General features: G+C 71.7%; 15 protein-coding genes. 8 read left to right on the top strand and 7 right to left on the bottom strand.

Annotated features, from left to right (window positions below; genetic code table 11):
• Nucleotides 1-130: 130 nt before the first annotated feature.
• Both AB0J69_RS01985 and AB0J69_RS01980 read right to left on the bottom strand, forming a co-directional pair.
• Complete coding sequence (locus AB0J69_RS01985; RefSeq protein WP_364111884.1) at nt 131-421, bottom strand: MarR family transcriptional regulator; 291 nt, start codon at nt 419-421, stop codon at nt 131-133.
• 246 nt (nt 422-667) lie between these two features.
• The gene (locus AB0J69_RS01980) at nt 668-1,528 is read right to left on the bottom strand and encodes a 4-hydroxy-tetrahydrodipicolinate synthase (protein WP_364111798.1); all 861 of its coding nucleotides are present in this window, start codon (nt 1,526-1,528) and stop codon (nt 668-670) included.
• A 71-nt stretch (nt 1,529-1,599) separates the two neighbouring features.
• Between AB0J69_RS01980 and AB0J69_RS01975 the strand changes: the two genes are divergently transcribed.
• A complete protein-coding gene (locus AB0J69_RS01975; RefSeq protein WP_364111796.1) occupies nt 1,600-2,469 on the top strand; it encodes a LysR family transcriptional regulator in 870 nt (289 codons plus the stop codon).
• Between the two features lie 141 nt (nt 2,470-2,610).
• Here AB0J69_RS01975 and AB0J69_RS01970 read toward each other — a convergent pair whose 3' ends face one another.
• Entirely contained in the window at nt 2,611-3,207 is a 597-nt protein-coding gene (locus AB0J69_RS01970; RefSeq protein WP_364111794.1) for a helix-turn-helix domain-containing protein, read from the bottom strand.
• Between the two features lie 81 nt (nt 3,208-3,288).
• Here AB0J69_RS01970 and AB0J69_RS01965 point away from each other — a divergent pair, with 81 nt between their 5' ends.
• A complete protein-coding gene (locus tag AB0J69_RS01965; RefSeq protein WP_364111792.1) occupies nt 3,289-4,242 on the top strand; it encodes a zinc-binding dehydrogenase in 954 nt (317 codons plus the stop codon).
• Nucleotides 4,243-4,368: 126 nt separating this feature from the next.
• Here the strand turns inward: AB0J69_RS01965 and AB0J69_RS01960 are convergent, their stop codons facing one another.
• Together AB0J69_RS01960 and AB0J69_RS01955 are read right to left on the bottom strand one after the other, a co-directional pair.
• The gene (locus tag AB0J69_RS01960) at nt 4,369-5,313 is read right to left on the bottom strand and encodes a serine hydrolase (protein WP_364111882.1); all 945 of its coding nucleotides are present in this window, start codon (nt 5,311-5,313) and stop codon (nt 4,369-4,371) included.
• A gap of 69 nt (nt 5,314-5,382) precedes the next feature.
• Nucleotides 5,383-5,898: a flavoprotein gene (locus AB0J69_RS01955; RefSeq protein ID WP_364111790.1), complete on the bottom strand. Its 516-nt coding sequence runs from the start codon at nt 5,896-5,898 to the stop codon at nt 5,383-5,385.
• Between the two features lie 270 nt (nt 5,899-6,168).
• On the opposite strand from AB0J69_RS01955, the gene AB0J69_RS01950 reads away from it, so the two are divergent.
• From AB0J69_RS01950 to AB0J69_RS01930, 5 genes are all read left to right on the top strand, one after another.
• Nucleotides 6,169-6,720 carry an RNA polymerase sigma factor gene (locus AB0J69_RS01950; protein ID WP_364111788.1) on the top strand — a complete coding sequence of 184 codons (552 nt, stop codon included), beginning with the start codon at nt 6,169-6,171 and terminating at the stop codon, nt 6,718-6,720.
• Entirely contained in the window at nt 6,713-6,988 is a 276-nt protein-coding gene (locus AB0J69_RS01945) for a hypothetical protein (RefSeq protein WP_364111786.1), read from the top strand. Before AB0J69_RS01950 ends, AB0J69_RS01945 begins: the two co-directional genes overlap by 8 nt.
• A 94-nt stretch (nt 6,989-7,082) precedes the next feature.
• Nucleotides 7,083-8,063 carry a polyprenyl synthetase family protein gene (locus AB0J69_RS01940; RefSeq protein ID WP_364111784.1) on the top strand — a complete coding sequence of 327 codons (981 nt, stop codon included), beginning with the start codon at nt 7,083-7,085 and terminating at the stop codon, nt 8,061-8,063.
• Nucleotides 8,064-8,148: 85 nt separating this feature from the next.
• Nucleotides 8,149-8,820 (top strand): hypothetical protein, encoded by a 672-nt coding sequence (locus AB0J69_RS01935; RefSeq protein WP_364111782.1) that lies wholly within the window; start codon nt 8,149-8,151, stop codon nt 8,818-8,820.
• 51 nt (nt 8,821-8,871) lie between these two features.
• A complete protein-coding gene (locus AB0J69_RS01930; RefSeq protein ID WP_364111780.1) occupies nt 8,872-9,438 on the top strand; it encodes a hypothetical protein in 567 nt (188 codons plus the stop codon).
• Here the strand turns inward: AB0J69_RS01930 and AB0J69_RS01925 are convergent.
• Nucleotides 9,407-10,849 carry an MFS transporter gene (locus AB0J69_RS01925; RefSeq protein ID WP_364111778.1) on the bottom strand — a complete coding sequence of 481 codons (1,443 nt, stop codon included), beginning with the start codon at nt 10,847-10,849 and terminating at the stop codon, nt 9,407-9,409. The two genes, AB0J69_RS01930 and AB0J69_RS01925, sit on opposite strands and share 32 nt — an antisense overlap.
• A 37-nt stretch (nt 10,850-10,886) precedes the next feature.
• Nucleotides 10,887-11,618 (bottom strand): class I SAM-dependent methyltransferase, encoded by a 732-nt coding sequence (locus AB0J69_RS01920; protein WP_364111776.1) that lies wholly within the window; start codon nt 11,616-11,618, stop codon nt 10,887-10,889.
• 150 nt (nt 11,619-11,768) lie between these two features.
• Here AB0J69_RS01920 and AB0J69_RS01915 point away from each other — a divergent pair, with 150 nt between their 5' ends.
• The gene (locus tag AB0J69_RS01915) at nt 11,769-13,148 is read left to right on the top strand and encodes an LCP family protein (RefSeq protein ID WP_364111774.1); all 1,380 of its coding nucleotides are present in this window, start codon (nt 11,769-11,771) and stop codon (nt 13,146-13,148) included.
• Nucleotides 13,149-13,188 lie beyond the last annotated feature (40 nt).

The following is a 13,188-nucleotide window of genomic DNA, read 5'->3' as shown; positions in this document are numbered from 1 at the left end:
GGAATTGACCAGATCGAGGCGGCGCAGGCGGAGCAGTCAGCTCAACGCGTGCGCGCCTCGGGCGCGAGAATCACAGGGAACCCATATCGGCGAAAAAGTTATCCCTTGATCAGACGTGATGTCCAGCCCTTTATCGCTCGGCCAGCTCCCGGGCGGCCGCCCGCTGCAGCGCCGTGGACCGCCGCAGCCAGTCGAGGATCACCTCCAGCTCGTCGTCGGTGTAGCGCTCGTACAGCCGGGACAGGCTGGCCGCGAACGGCTCCAGCAGCTCCGCGAACCCGGCCACCCGCTCGTAGTTGATCTCGACGATGACCCGGCGCCGATCCCTGGTGTCACGCAACCGCCGCACCAGCCACTTCGCCTCCAGCCGGTCGATCAGCCCGCTGACGGTGGCCGGGGCCAGCCCGGTGTGCTGCGCGATCTAACCCGCCGTCAGCGGCCCGTGGCGCCGCAGCAGATCGAGCGCCTTCTCCTCGGTCAGCCCCAGACCGAGCCGCTCTCCCATGGCCCCGTGGTACGCGACGGCGGCGTCGCCATGATCCCGCCCCGCACTGACGAGCGCCTCCAGCAGATCCTTTCGCCTCTCCGAAATATCCCTCGACCTCCACAGATGTGTTTCGTTCGGCCGAACGAAACATTAGTGGCTTTTGGTGGGATAGGCGTGGATCTACGCCAGGAGAGCCCGTGACACCGACTCGTGGCTCGCGGGGAGCAGCGGCAGGCGTACGTCCGGGGTCGGGATCAGGCCCTGGGCGTGCAGCACGCCCTTGATCACGGTCGGGTTGGGCTCGGCGAACAGCGCCGCCGAGAGCCGGGCCAGCCGGTGCCCGAGCGCCCTGGCCCGGGCGACGTCCCCGGCCTGCCAGGCGTCCGCCAGGTCGGCGAAGCCCCTGGTCTCCAGGTGCGCGGAGGCGAGGATGCCGCCCGCCGCACCCAGGGCGAGCAGCGGCGAGATGCAGACGTCGTCCCCGCCCAGCACCGCGAACCCCTCGGGCAGGTCCCCGAGCAGGTCGATCGCGTCCTGGTCGATCCCGCCCGCCGCGTACTTCACCCCCGCGATCATCGGATGCGCGCCGACCCGGCGCAGCGTGGCCGCGCTGACGGCCTGCCCGGTCCGGTAGGGGATGTGGTAGACGACCAGCGGCACCGGCGTCTCGTCGGCCAGCGCCTCGAAGTGCGCGACGACTCCGCGCTCGCCGGGCCGCAGGAAGTACGGCACCATCACCAGCGCCGCCCCAACTCCCGGCGGCAGCTCCCGCAGGGCCCGCGCCGTCGAACGCGTGTCGTTGCCCGTCACCCCGACCGTCAGCAGCGCCTGCCGCTCGGCGCAGACGCGGGCGCACACCTCGATCACGCGCGCCCGCTCCGCGGGGTCGAGGGCGGCCACCTCGCCGGTGGTGCCCAGCGCCACCAGGCCGGTGGCGCCCTGGTCGAGCACGTGATGGCCGAGCTTCTCGATCGCGTCCACGGCCACCGCGCCCGACGACTCGAACGGGGTGACCAGCGGTACGTGGATTCCTCTCATCATGCTTCGAGCCTGGCCTGCCGGAACCCGTTAGGTCCAGCGCGAGTTTCTTCGTTCGAGATTAAGCTGAGCTTATGCTCGATCCGCGCAAGCTCCACCTGCTCCGCGAACTCGCCAGGCGCGGCACCATCGCCGCGGTGGCCGAGGCGGTCACGTTCACGCCGTCGGCCGTCTCCCAGCAGCTCAGCGCGCTGGAGCGGGAGGCCGGGGTGCCGCTGCTGGAGCGCACCGGCCGCACGGTGGCGCTGACGCCCGCCGGGCACCTCCTCGTGGAGCACGCGCAGGCCGTGCTCGAACAGCTCGAACGCGCCTCGGCCGCCCTCGCCGCCGCGCGGGGCGGGCCCTCGGGGCCGCTGCGGATCGGCGCCTTCCCCACGGCCGCCCGCGTGCTCCTGCCGCCCGCCCTCGCCGGCCTGACCGGCGCGCACCCGGGGCTGCGGCCGATGGTGTCCGAGATCGACCCGGCCGACGTCTCGGCCGCGCTGGGGGCCGGGGAGCTGGACGTGGCGCTCGTGCACGAGTACGACTTCGTCCCGCCCGTCACCGACGCCTCGGTCGAGACCGAACCGCTGTTCAGCGAGCCGATCTACCTGACCGACCGCCCCTCCGTCGCCGCCGCCCGCGACGACGCGTGGATCACGAACAAGCCCGGCACCCTCTGCCACACCATGGCCGTCAGGGCCTGCCAGGCGGCCGGGTTCGAGCCGCTCGTCCGGCACCACATCGACGACTTCGACACCGTGCTGGCCTTCGCCGCGGCCGGTCAGGGCGTCGCGCTCGTGCCCCACCTGGCGGCCACCAGCCCGCCGGGCGGCGTACGGCTCACCCGCCTGCCGCTGAGCCGCCGCACGCTGGCCGCGTTCCGGAGGGGGAACGGCGAGCACCCGGCGATCAGGGCCGCCGTCACCGCCTTCCGCACAGCCGTCCCCCACCTCCCCCTCTGACCAGCCACGCCCGCCTCCACCTCCCCCTCCGACCAGCCACGCCCGCCTCCCACCTCTCCCTCCGACCAGCCGCGACCGTCCACGCCCCGTGATCGCCCGTGAGCGCGCCGGCCTCCCCGCCGAACGCCCGCGAGCGCCCCGTCACCGGCCTCCCGCTCCGAACAGCCCTCTGACCAGGTCCGCGAAGCTCGCCGCGAGCCGCTCGTGTTCCCCAGCCCGCAGCTGGCTCGCGATCGGCTCCATGTGCAGGGTGCCGAGCAGCATGTGAGCGATCTGCCCGGCATCCACGTCCGGCCGCCCTTCGGCGATCAGCCCGGTCACGTGCCGATGCCAGGAGACGTAGATCGGATTGGCCTCCCTGGGCTGCTCGGCGGCCCCCTTCCTGGTCACCATGGCGTGCTCGTGCGCCGCCATGAGGTTGCCGTTGCGCGCCGCGAGCGCGGCCACCGCGGCGAAGAACGCGACCAGCCGCTCCCCCGGCTCCGCCCCCGGCCCGAGCGGCGGCGGCCCCTCGGCGACGGCCATCTCCAGCTCGCGGGCCCGCTCGGCCATGAGCTCCCGCATGAGCCCCGTACGGCTGCCGAACCGGTGGAAGACCGTCCCCTTCCCCACGCCGGCGGCGGCCGCGACCCGCTCGACGGAGACCTGCTCGGGCGGGTGACGCCGCAGCAGCTCCTCGGCCGCCCGCAGGATCGCCTGCCTGTTGCGCGCGGCGTCGGCCCGCTCTCGACGTTCCATCCGGTCATTCTTTCCCATGGACAAACTTGACCAGCGGTCCATATATTAACTGGACCACTGGTTCGGTTATCTGGAGGAAGAATGCGCGCGATCGTCCTGACGGCCACGGGCGGGCCGGAGCGGCTGGAGCCCGCCGACCTGCCGCGCCCGCGTCCGGGAGAGGGCCAGGTCCTCATCCGCGCCCAGGCCGTCGGCGTCAGCTACGCCGAGACCCAGATCCGCGCGGGCACGCTGCCGTTCCCGCTGCCGCTGCCCACCGTGATCGGCGCGGAGGCGGTGGGCGAGGTCGTCGAGGTGGGTGCGGGGGTGGACGGGAAGCTGCTCGGCAGCACGCTGGTCGGGGTCACGGGCGGGCTGGGCGCGTACGCGGAGTACGTGGTGCTCCCCGCCGCCATGGCCTGCCCGGTGCCGGACGGCGTGGCCCCGGCCGAGGCGCTGGCCGTGGCCGCCCCCGGCGCCATCGCCCTCGCCCTGCTCCACCGGGCCAGGCTGGAAGGCGGGGAAACGGTCCTGGTGGAGGCCGGCACCAGCGCGGTCGGCGGCCACCTGGTACGCCACGCCAAGGAGTTCGGGGCCGGCCACGTGATCGCCACCGCCGGATCGCCCGCCAAGCGGGACCGGGCCGTCGAGCTGGGCGCCGACACCGTGCTCGACCACGGGACGCCCGATTGGCCCTCCGGCCTGCCGGACGTGGACGTGGCCTTCGAGTCCATCGGCGGCGCGTCGGCCAGGCAGGTGCTCGACCGCCTCACCCCCGGCACCGGCCGCCTGCTCTACTACGGTCTGCTGAGCGGGGAGCCGGCCGCGTTCACCGCCGCCGACCTCATGGAGCGCGGCGTGACGGCCATCGGCTGCAGCGGCCCCGGCTGGGCCGGGCAGGTCTTCGGCACGCACTACCCGGAGATGCTGGCCCGGCTGGCGGCGGGCCGGAGCGGCGCGTCCATCGCCCGTACGCTGCCCCTGGAGGAGGCCGCCGAGGCCCACCGCCTCCTGGAGAGCCGCACGCTGACGGGCCGCGTCCTGCTCGTCCCCTGACACCGGGGCCGCCCGAGCAAGCAAGCACGGGACCGCCGGGCGCCCAAGCACGCACGGGAGCGCCGGGCAGCCGGCCGACCGCCACCGCCCGAGCAAGCACGGGAGCGCCGGGCAGCCGGCCGGCCGCTACCGGTCGAGCACGGCGTCGAGCACGGCCTGCGCGCTGACCTGGCCGGAGTCGTACTCCCCGGCCGTCACCGCCACCACCAGCCCCTCCTCCGGCGCTACGAGCAACCGCTGCCCGCCGTTCCCGATGGCCTCGGCCCACCGGCGCTCACCGGTGCCGAGATACCACTGGTAGCCGTACTCGAACCCGTCGTCGATCACGACCCGGGGCCGCAGCACCTCCCGGAGCCAGTCGCCCGGCACGATGTCCCGGCCGCCGTCGAGCACGAGCTGCCCGATGGCGGCCAGGTCGACCGGCCGCAGCCGCAGCCCGGACGCGGCCCGCGTCGCACCGTCGTCCCCTCTGGACCAGGCGTACGCGCTGATGCCCAGCGGCCGGAAGAGCCGGTCCGCCGCGTACTCGTCCAACGGCCGCCCGGCCCCCCGCGTGATGATCTCCCCGATCAGCGCGGAGGCGCCGCCGCTGTAGTTCCACCGCTTGCCCGCCTCCTCGACGACGGGCCGCTCCAGCACGTACCGGTGCCGGTCGGGAGCCAGCTCCATCGCGATCTCGCCGTTGGCCGGGTCCGTGTAGGGCAGGTCCTCCCGCCACTCCAGCCCGAGTGTCATGGTCAGGGCGTGCTCGACGGTGAGGTGAGCCCGCCCGGGATCAGCCACCAGATCGGGATATTCCGGGAACTGCCGCACCAGCGACTCCCCCGGCGCCGGCACCAGCCCCTCGCGCAACGCGATGCCGTACACCAGCGCCACCACGCTCTTGGACACCGACCGCAGGTCGTGCAGCGTGTCCCGGTCGAAGACCACCTCCCCGAGCGCGTCGCCCAGGTGGTAGTCAGCTCCCGCGCCGTACCGCTCGATCACCACCTCCCCGCCCCGCATCACCACGAGCCCGTGCAGGTTGGGCGCCTTCCCCGCACGCAGGACCTCGTCCACCCGCTCCGACATTCCCACGATGTACCTCCCAAAATCGGCACATCCTGGCATACAACCTCACACGGTGTCAGGGACAAGCTCTCAAGGCGTCCGCTTCCTGCCGCCGAGCTCCGCCAGCGCGCGTTCCCAGGGGTAGCGCTCCGAGCCACCGGCGTCGAGCACCACGCGTACGCCGTCCGCGCGCAGGTCCTCGACGCTGCGCCGGTACGGCGTGCGGGCGGCCAGCGCGCTGTTCACGAACGGCAGCACGACCACCGGGATGCCCAGCCCCGGCGCCTCGGCCAGCACGCCCAGCGCGTACGTGTCGGCGATGCCCTGGGCGAACTTGTTGATCGTGTTGTACGTGGCCGGCGCCACGACGATGGCGTCGGCCCGGGGCGGCTTCGGCTCGTACGGCTTGCGGTAGCGGCTGCGCACCGGCCGCCCGGTCTGCCGCTCCAGCTCGGCCACGTCGATGAAGTCCAAGGCGGACGGGGTCGCCACGATCTGCACGATCCAGCCCTCCTCCTGCGCCAGGCCGACGAGCCGCCCGACGTCGGCCGCCGCCCCGGCGGCGCAGACGACGAGATAGAGCACCTCACCCGATGATCCGGTCACGCGACGCACTCCCATGAGGTCGGGTTCACTGGCTCCAAGGATCCCCGCCGCCGGATCCTCGGTCCCACGGACCCCCGCCGCCGGATCCTCGGTCCCATGGACCCCCGCCGCCGAATCCTTTCCGGCGGTCGCCGCCTCTCATACACGTGTGCCGGCGAGAACGCCGGGACGGGAGACTGGAGACTGTCATGCTCATCGCCGGAATCGCGGTCGCGGTCCTACTTGTCTGCACGTGCAGCATCGTCCTGCTGCGCAGGAGAGGCCGCTCGCGTGGCTGACCAGACCTGGCCCGCCGAGCGGCTGATCGTGGCGGCGCAGCGCGGCGACGTCGAGTCGATCTCGGCGCTGGTGTCCGGCTCGCACCCGCACGTACGGCGCTTCGCCCGCTCGCTGTGCGCCACGCCCGAGGACGCGGAGGACGCGGCGCAGGAGGCGCTGATCATCCTCTACCGGAAGATCGGCACGTTGCGCGCCACCGGCGCGCTGGCGTCGTGGATGTTCCGCATCGTCCGCAACGAGTGCCTGCGCCGCGCCCGGCTGACGGTGCGGCGGCCGGAGCTCGTCGAGGACACCCGCGCGATCTCGGCCGAGGACGAGGTCATGCGGCGGCTGGAGGCCGATCGGGTGGCCGCGGCCATCGCCGCCCTGCCCGCCGACCAGCGGCAGGTGCTGATCATGCGAGACGTCCAGGGCCTCAGCGGCCGGCTGGTGGCCGGCGCGCTGGGTCTCAGCGTCCCCGCGATGAAGTCGCGGCTGCACCGCGCCCGCGCGACCGTCCACCGGACCTTGGAGAGCACTCCATGGGGAGGCGCGGATGACTGACGACCGCGGTTTCGCCAGCGCGTCGCTGCCCCGGCATCTGCTCCGGGGCGCGGCCGGCTTCGGCGCGCTGATCGGCTCGGTGGCGCTGCTGCCGGTGCTCGGCCCGGTGAGCCTGATGCTCGTACCGGCCGGCCTGCTGGCCCTGCGCGGCTGCCCGACCTGCTGGGCGATCGGGCTGGTGCAGACGATCTCGCGGGGCCGGCTGCGGCGGCGATGCGTGGACGGCCGGTGCGAGCTCACCCGGGCACCCGGATCCCGGACGGGCTGAGGGATTAAGGGATGCTCCTCGGCAGTACAGCGGCTGAGAGGCTCCTCAGGGTCTCTCAGGTGCGGCACAGCGGCCGGCGAGCAGGCTGGAGGACATGGATCAACTGTTGCGCAGCCCCGCCATCGCCGCGGGGCTGACCAAGGTCGAGGCCAGGATCCGACGCCTGAGCGGCTCCTCCGCGCTGCCCGGCATCAACGCCGGCGCCGGGCGCATCGTCGCGGCGGGCGGCAAGCGGCTGCGGCCCGCCCTGACCCTCGCCACCTCCCTCGCGCTCGGCAAGGCCCCCGACCGCCGCGTGATCACGGCCGCCGCGTGCGTGGAGCTCATCCACGCCGGGTCGCTCGTGCACGACGACCTGATGGACCGGGCCACCGAGCGCCGCGGCACCAGCACGCTCAACGCCGAGCTGGGCGACGGCAAGGCGCTGGTCATCGGGGACTTCATGCTGGCCAGGGCCGGGCTGGCGGCGATCACGAGCGTGTCCAGGCCGGTGGCAGAGGTGCTCGCGGCCACCGTGGTCGAGCTGGCCGAGGGGCAGTATCTGGAGACGGCCGGCCTGTTCGACCCGGCCCGTACGCGGGAGAGCGCCCTGAGGTCCATCACCGGCAAGACCGCCGCCCTCTTCAGGGCCGGATGCCTGGTGGCGGCGGTCTGCGCGCACGCCACGGCCGAGGACCGGGCGCGCATGGCGGCGTACGGCGAGAAGTTCGGGCTGATCTTCCAGGTACTCGACGACCTGCTGGACCTGACCGCGTCCACCGCGCAGCTCGGCAAGCCGGCCGGGAACGACCTGCGGCAGGGCGTCTACAGCCTGCCCGTGCTGCTCTCGGGGGCCGACCTGACCGGGCTGCTCGGCCGCGACATGAGCGACGAGCAGGTGGCCGAGGCGCTGCGCAGGCTGCGGGCCGGCCGGATGACGGCTGAGACGATCACCTACTGCCGGGGCCTGGCCTCCGACGCGCTGGCCTCTCTGCCGGTGATCCACGACGAGGAGATGGCGGCCCTCCTGTACGGCCTCCCGTCCGCGTACATCGACCGGGTGGAGCGGATGACCGCCTTAACCGCAGTGAGTTGAGATTTGTTGGAACAATTGGTAATAATCACCGGCAAATCCCAGAAAGAGTGCTCATACTGGAGGTACTCACACCAGGAGCACGCTCATGCGAAAGACACCCCCTCGCATGGCCAGGGAGGACGACCTGGCGCCGAGCCAGTTCCTCCAGCTTGCCGCAGTGGACTTCACCGGCATCTACGCGGTCCACCTCGCCGCCAAGGAAGAGCGCCTGAAGATGACCAGGCTCGCCCTGAGCCTGCTGTCCGGCCCCTTCCTCGCGGCCATCGCCCTGGCCAGCGCCAAGGTCGTCGACCCGCAGAGCCTGACCCGCTGGCAGGACGTGCCGTGGTACCTGTTCGCCCTGGTCACCGCGTTCGGCCTGCTCAGCGTCCTGCCGTTCCTGCGCCTCATCGAGGCGGTCAACGCGCACGCCAGGACGGCCCGGGCGATCAACAACTTCCGCCTGCTGTACGCCACCAAACTCAGGGACGACCTCGACTGGAGCCCGAACCTCCCGATCGACCCGCGCTTCCCCGAGACGTACGCGCCCCTCGCGTGGCCGGGCATCAACGTCATGATGCTCGCGACGGTCAACTCGACCTACCTGACCGTCGGCGTCACCGGCCTCAGCGGCCAGGAGCCCAACCTGCTCCTGCTCATGACCGGCATCCTGCTGGTGGCGCTGGTCCACTACGCCGTCTACTACATCCGCTGCAATGTGACCAGACGGCGCCGGCTTCCCCGCAACCCCTACCGATTCCCGTATCTGGAGAGCTGAATGCCCGGCCCGGCACTTTGGGCGTCGTGTGGGGAGGCGTGGATCTGGTTGATGCGCCATGTCTGGTCGGCGGGCACCCTCGCCGACGACGACCGCGGTCCCGTCATCGAGGGGCCGTCCGTGCTGTTCGAGATCGCGCGCGTGAGCGGCGACGACCCGATCATCGCGCGGTACGGCGACGCGGACCGGCTGGCGCTGTACCGCAGGAAGTTCACCGAGGACGTGGTGGTGCCGCCGTTCAAGTACAGCTACGGGGCCAGGATCGGGGGGCAGCTCAGGTGGGCGGCCGACCTGCTGCGGGTCAAGCCGTACAGCAAGAGCGCGTGGATCTCGCTGACCGTCCCCGGCGAGCCGTACGACGCGGTGCCCTGCCTGATCGGGGTGGCCTTCCGGATCAGGGAGGGCACGCTCGTCATGACCGCGACCTTCCGCTCCCAGAACGCCTTCACCAGCTACCTCAACTACCTGCCGCTCTCGGAGGTGCACGCGGCGATGGCCGCGAAGCTGGGGACGGAGCGCGGCCCGATGCGGGTGTTCGTCGACGTCCCGCACCTCTACCTGGCCGACAGCACCCACGTGCTGAAGGTCATGCGGCCCTCGCTGCCCCGGCTGTCGTGAGCGGCGCCGCGATGTCCTCCAGCCCCTTGCGCTCGGCCTTGACCCCGAGGAACAGCTCGACCAGGCCACCGGCGATCATCACCAGGGCCCCGATCGTGAACGCCAGCGCCGTGTCCCCCGGCACCCCGGTCTCGACCAGCGTGGCGAAGACGAGCGGCCCGGCGATGCCGCCGGCGGCCGTCCCGATCGCGAAGAAGAACGCGATGGCCATGGCCCTGGTCTCCATGGGGAAGATCTCGCTGACGGTCAGGTACGCCGAGCTCGCCCCCGCCGAGGCCACGAACAACACCGCCGACCAGCACGCGGTGAGCGTCACCGCGTTGAGCGCCCCCTCGTTGAACAGCCAGGCCGTGCCCAGCAGGAGCAGCCCCGACCCGATGTACGTGGCCGAGATCATCGGGATCCGGCCCACGGTGTCGAAGAGGTGGCCGAGCAGCAGCGGGCCGAGGAAGTTCCCGACCGCGATGACCGCGAAGTAGTAGCCCGTGTTCGTGTCGATCTTGAAGAACGTGGACAGGATCTGGGCATAGCCGAACGTGATCGCGTTGTAGAGGAACGCCTGCCCGATGAACAGCGACAACCCGAGCACCGTCCGCTTGGGATAGAGCGCGACCATCGTGTGCGCGATCCGGCCGAAGCCGATCGACTTGCGCTGGTGCACGGTCATCGTCTGCTTCGGCTCCGGCAGGTCGTCCCTGCCGATCTCGTGCTCGATGTCGTCGACGATCCGCTCGGCCTCCTCACCCCGGCCGTGGATGAACAGCCAGCGCGGGCTCTCCGGCACGTGACGGCGGACGAGCAGGATGGCCAGCCCCAGCACCACGCCCAGCCCGAACGCGACGCGCCAGCCGATGTTGACCGGCAGGTCGTTCAGCAGCGGCACGGTCAGCAGCGCACCGCCCGCGGCGCCGAGCCAGTAGCTGCCGTTGATGATGATGTCGATGCGCCCCCGGTGCCGGCTCGGGATGAGCTCGTCGATGGCCGAGTTGATGGCCGCGTACTCGCCGCCGATCCCGAACCCGGTCACGAACCTGAACAGGAAGAACCACCACGCGCTGAAGGAGAACGCGGTCAGCAGCGTCGCCGCCAGGTAGACGACCAGCGTGATGATGAACAGCTTCTTGCGGCCGAACCGGTCGGTCAGCCAGCCGAAGAACAGCGCCCCGGAGCAGGCGCCCGCCACGTAGAGCGCGGCGGCCAGGCCCGCGACCTGGGCCTGGGTGATGTCCACGCCGCTGCCCGGCTTGGCCAGCTGCGCGGACAGGTTGCCGACGATGGTGACCTCGAGCCCGTCGAGGATCCAGACCGTGCCGAGACCGATGACGATCATCCAGTGCCAGCGGGACCACGGCAGCCGATCCAGCCGGGCGGGCACCTTCGTACTGATGGTGCCGGTTTCCACGTCGCTCATAGGATCAGCCCGATACCCGTCGAGCGATCGGCAAACGTTACGGGGCGGCAGGCTTTCTGGCCTCCAGAATGCCTGTGGCGGACCAGGGACCGCCGTACCAGAACCGCCAGCCCGCGTCCCGCCGCCGCACGTCGACCACGCCGAGCTCGCGCAGCGTGTCCTCGTATGCGGGCGTGTGCCGGAAGTCGGCGATCAGCATCAGCCCGCCGGGCCGCAGCACGCGGTGCGCCTCGCGCACGGCCCGCTCGCGTCCCTCCGCGCCGGGGATGTTGTGGATGGCCTGGCTCGACACGACCACGTCGAAAGCGTCGTCGCCGAAGGGCAGCTCGCGCATGTCGCCGGTCACCAGCTCCACCCGCTCGGACACGCCTTCCGCCTCGGCGTTCGCCCGGGTCACCGGCTCCTCGTTGCCCGACCGGTCCCGGGAGCGCCACAGGTCGACGCCGGTCACCCGCCCGTGCTCCAGCCGCTCGGCCGCCAGCAGCAGCACCGCTCCCCGGCCGCAGCCGAGGTCGAGCAGCCGCTCGTCGCCGCTCAGCCGGCGCAGCTCCTCGGCCCAGACGGAGAACCTGCCGCGCCGCGTCGTGTAGACGTGGCTGGCCGCGCTGGCCAGCGTGTAGAGCCCGCCGAAGAGGAAGGCGAGGCCCGCGGCGAGGACGTCGAGCACGAACGAGACCGCCGCCAGGCCCAGCAGCACGATCGCTCCGAAGAGCAGACCGGCCACGGCCCATGGCGCGTCGAACCCGTAGCTACCGTGTCGCTTGCGCACATTCACGTTATATCTCAAGGTGGTCTTGACGCGGATTTGACCGAACCATTCCCTTCGTACCGCCTCTCACGCACAACGCATTACTAGGGTGACTTGGATGGGCAGGCGCAACACGCCCATCAGGCATACGTAATGGGGGTTTGACCAGGCATGACGGGAGACGAGCGACGATTCGGCCTCGGCGCGGGCATCGCACTGACCCTGGCCTCGACCGTGTTGTGGGGAGTCGCGCACCTGGCCGCCGAGCGCCGCAAGACCGGCCTGGCGCTCATGGCGGCCTATGTGCTGATGCTGGCCGCGGTGCTGACCGTGTTCACCGCCTTCAGCGCCAACCTGCTGTCCCTCGCCGTCCAGCCCAGCTGGCTCACCGTGCTCACCGTCGCGCTGGTGGTGATCGCGCTCGCCTGGACCGGCGTGATCATCTGGTCCTTCCTCCTCGTCCGCCCCCCGCGTTCCGACACCGTCGGCCGCTTCCTGTCCACCACCCTGGCCGTCGCCCTCTGCGCGCTCATCCTGGCCCCCACGGCGTACGCCACCAGGCTCGCGTACCTGTCGCGCGACGTCGTCCACACCCTGTTCGCCGGCAACGGCGGCACCGCGCCCATCATGGCCCAGGACCCGTGGAGCGGCGCCGACCGGGTGAACTTCCTGCTCCTCGGCGGCGACTCCGCACCCGGCCGGCCCGGCGTGCGCACCGACAGCATGACCGTGGCCAGCGTGGACGTCGAGACCGGCGCCACCGTCCTGTTCGGCCTGCCACGCAACCTCCAGCAGGTCCAGCTGCCCGCCGGCCCGGCCAGGGACGCCTTCCCCTGGGGCTTCACCGGCAGCGGCCCCGACACCCCGGGCCTGCTCAACGAGGTCTTCCAGTTCGCCGAGGACCACCCGGAGCTGGTGCCCGGCGTGCACAAGGGCAAACGCGGCTCGACCCTGCTCAAGCAGACGATCAGCGACATCCTCGGCATCCCGGTGGACTACTACGCCATGGTCGACATGAAGGGCTTCGCGGAGATCATCGACGCCATGGGAGGCGTACGGATCACCATCAAGGCGCCAATCGTGTACGGCAAGCACCGCGAGGGCCTCCTCCCCGCGGGCACCCGCAAGCTGTCCGGCGAGGACGCCCTCTGGTACGGCCGCTCCCGCACCGACAGCGACGACTACGTCCGCATGGGACGCCAGAAGTGCCTGCTCAACGCGGTCGCCAAGCAGGCCGACCCGATGACCGTGCTCAACAGCTTCGAACGCCTGGCCGCCGCCACGAAGCGGGCCATCTCCACGGACCTGCCCCAGGACCTCCTGCCGGCCGTCGTGGACCTGTCGCAGAAGGTGAAGGACGCCAAGATGCGCAGCCTCAGCTTCGTGCCGCCGCTGATCAGCACCTCCGACCCGGACTGGTACGTCATCCGCCGCAAGGTCCGCGAGGCCCTGGACGAGGACTCCGCCTCGACGAAGACCGCCGCCGCGCACGCCCCGTCCGCGACCGAGAGCACCGACACCCCCGTCAGCCTCGACTCCACCTGCGGATAGCCCTCACCGCGACAGTCTTGCGGCCTCTTACCGCCGATTC

The organism is Nonomuraea sp. NPDC049709 (assembly GCF_040674815.1).
Lineage (GTDB): Bacteria > Actinomycetota > Actinomycetes > Streptosporangiales > Streptosporangiaceae > Nonomuraea.
This window is presented reverse-complemented; position numbering and strand designations above follow the sequence as displayed.

Excerpts from the sequence above, each read along its gene's own strand:
- AB0J69_RS01980 (WP_364111798.1), bottom strand. The coding sequence starts at position 1,528 with ATGATGAGAGGAATCCACGTACCGCTGGTCACCCCGTTCGAGTCGTCG.
- AB0J69_RS01975 (WP_364111796.1), top strand. The coding sequence starts at position 1,600 with ATGCTCGATCCGCGCAAGCTCCACCTGCTCCGCGAACTCGCCAGGCGC.
- AB0J69_RS01970 (WP_364111794.1), bottom strand. The coding sequence starts at position 3,207 with ATGGAACGTCGAGAGCGGGCCGACGCCGCGCGCAACAGGCAGGCGATC.
- AB0J69_RS01965 (WP_364111792.1), top strand. The coding sequence starts at position 3,289 with ATGCGCGCGATCGTCCTGACGGCCACGGGCGGGCCGGAGCGGCTGGAG.
- AB0J69_RS01960 (WP_364111882.1), bottom strand. The coding sequence starts at position 5,313 with ATGTCGGAGCGGGTGGACGAGGTCCTGCGTGCGGGGAAGGCGCCCAAC.
- AB0J69_RS01945 (WP_364111786.1), top strand. The coding sequence starts at position 6,713 with ATGACTGACGACCGCGGTTTCGCCAGCGCGTCGCTGCCCCGGCATCTG.
- AB0J69_RS01940 (WP_364111784.1), top strand. The coding sequence starts at position 7,083 with ATGGATCAACTGTTGCGCAGCCCCGCCATCGCCGCGGGGCTGACCAAG.
- AB0J69_RS01935 (WP_364111782.1), top strand. The coding sequence starts at position 8,149 with ATGCGAAAGACACCCCCTCGCATGGCCAGGGAGGACGACCTGGCGCCG.
- AB0J69_RS01930 (WP_364111780.1), top strand. The coding sequence starts at position 8,872 with ATGCGCCATGTCTGGTCGGCGGGCACCCTCGCCGACGACGACCGCGGT.
- AB0J69_RS01925 (WP_364111778.1), bottom strand. The coding sequence starts at position 10,849 with ATGAGCGACGTGGAAACCGGCACCATCAGTACGAAGGTGCCCGCCCGG.
- AB0J69_RS01915 (WP_364111774.1), top strand. The coding sequence starts at position 11,769 with ATGACGGGAGACGAGCGACGATTCGGCCTCGGCGCGGGCATCGCACTG.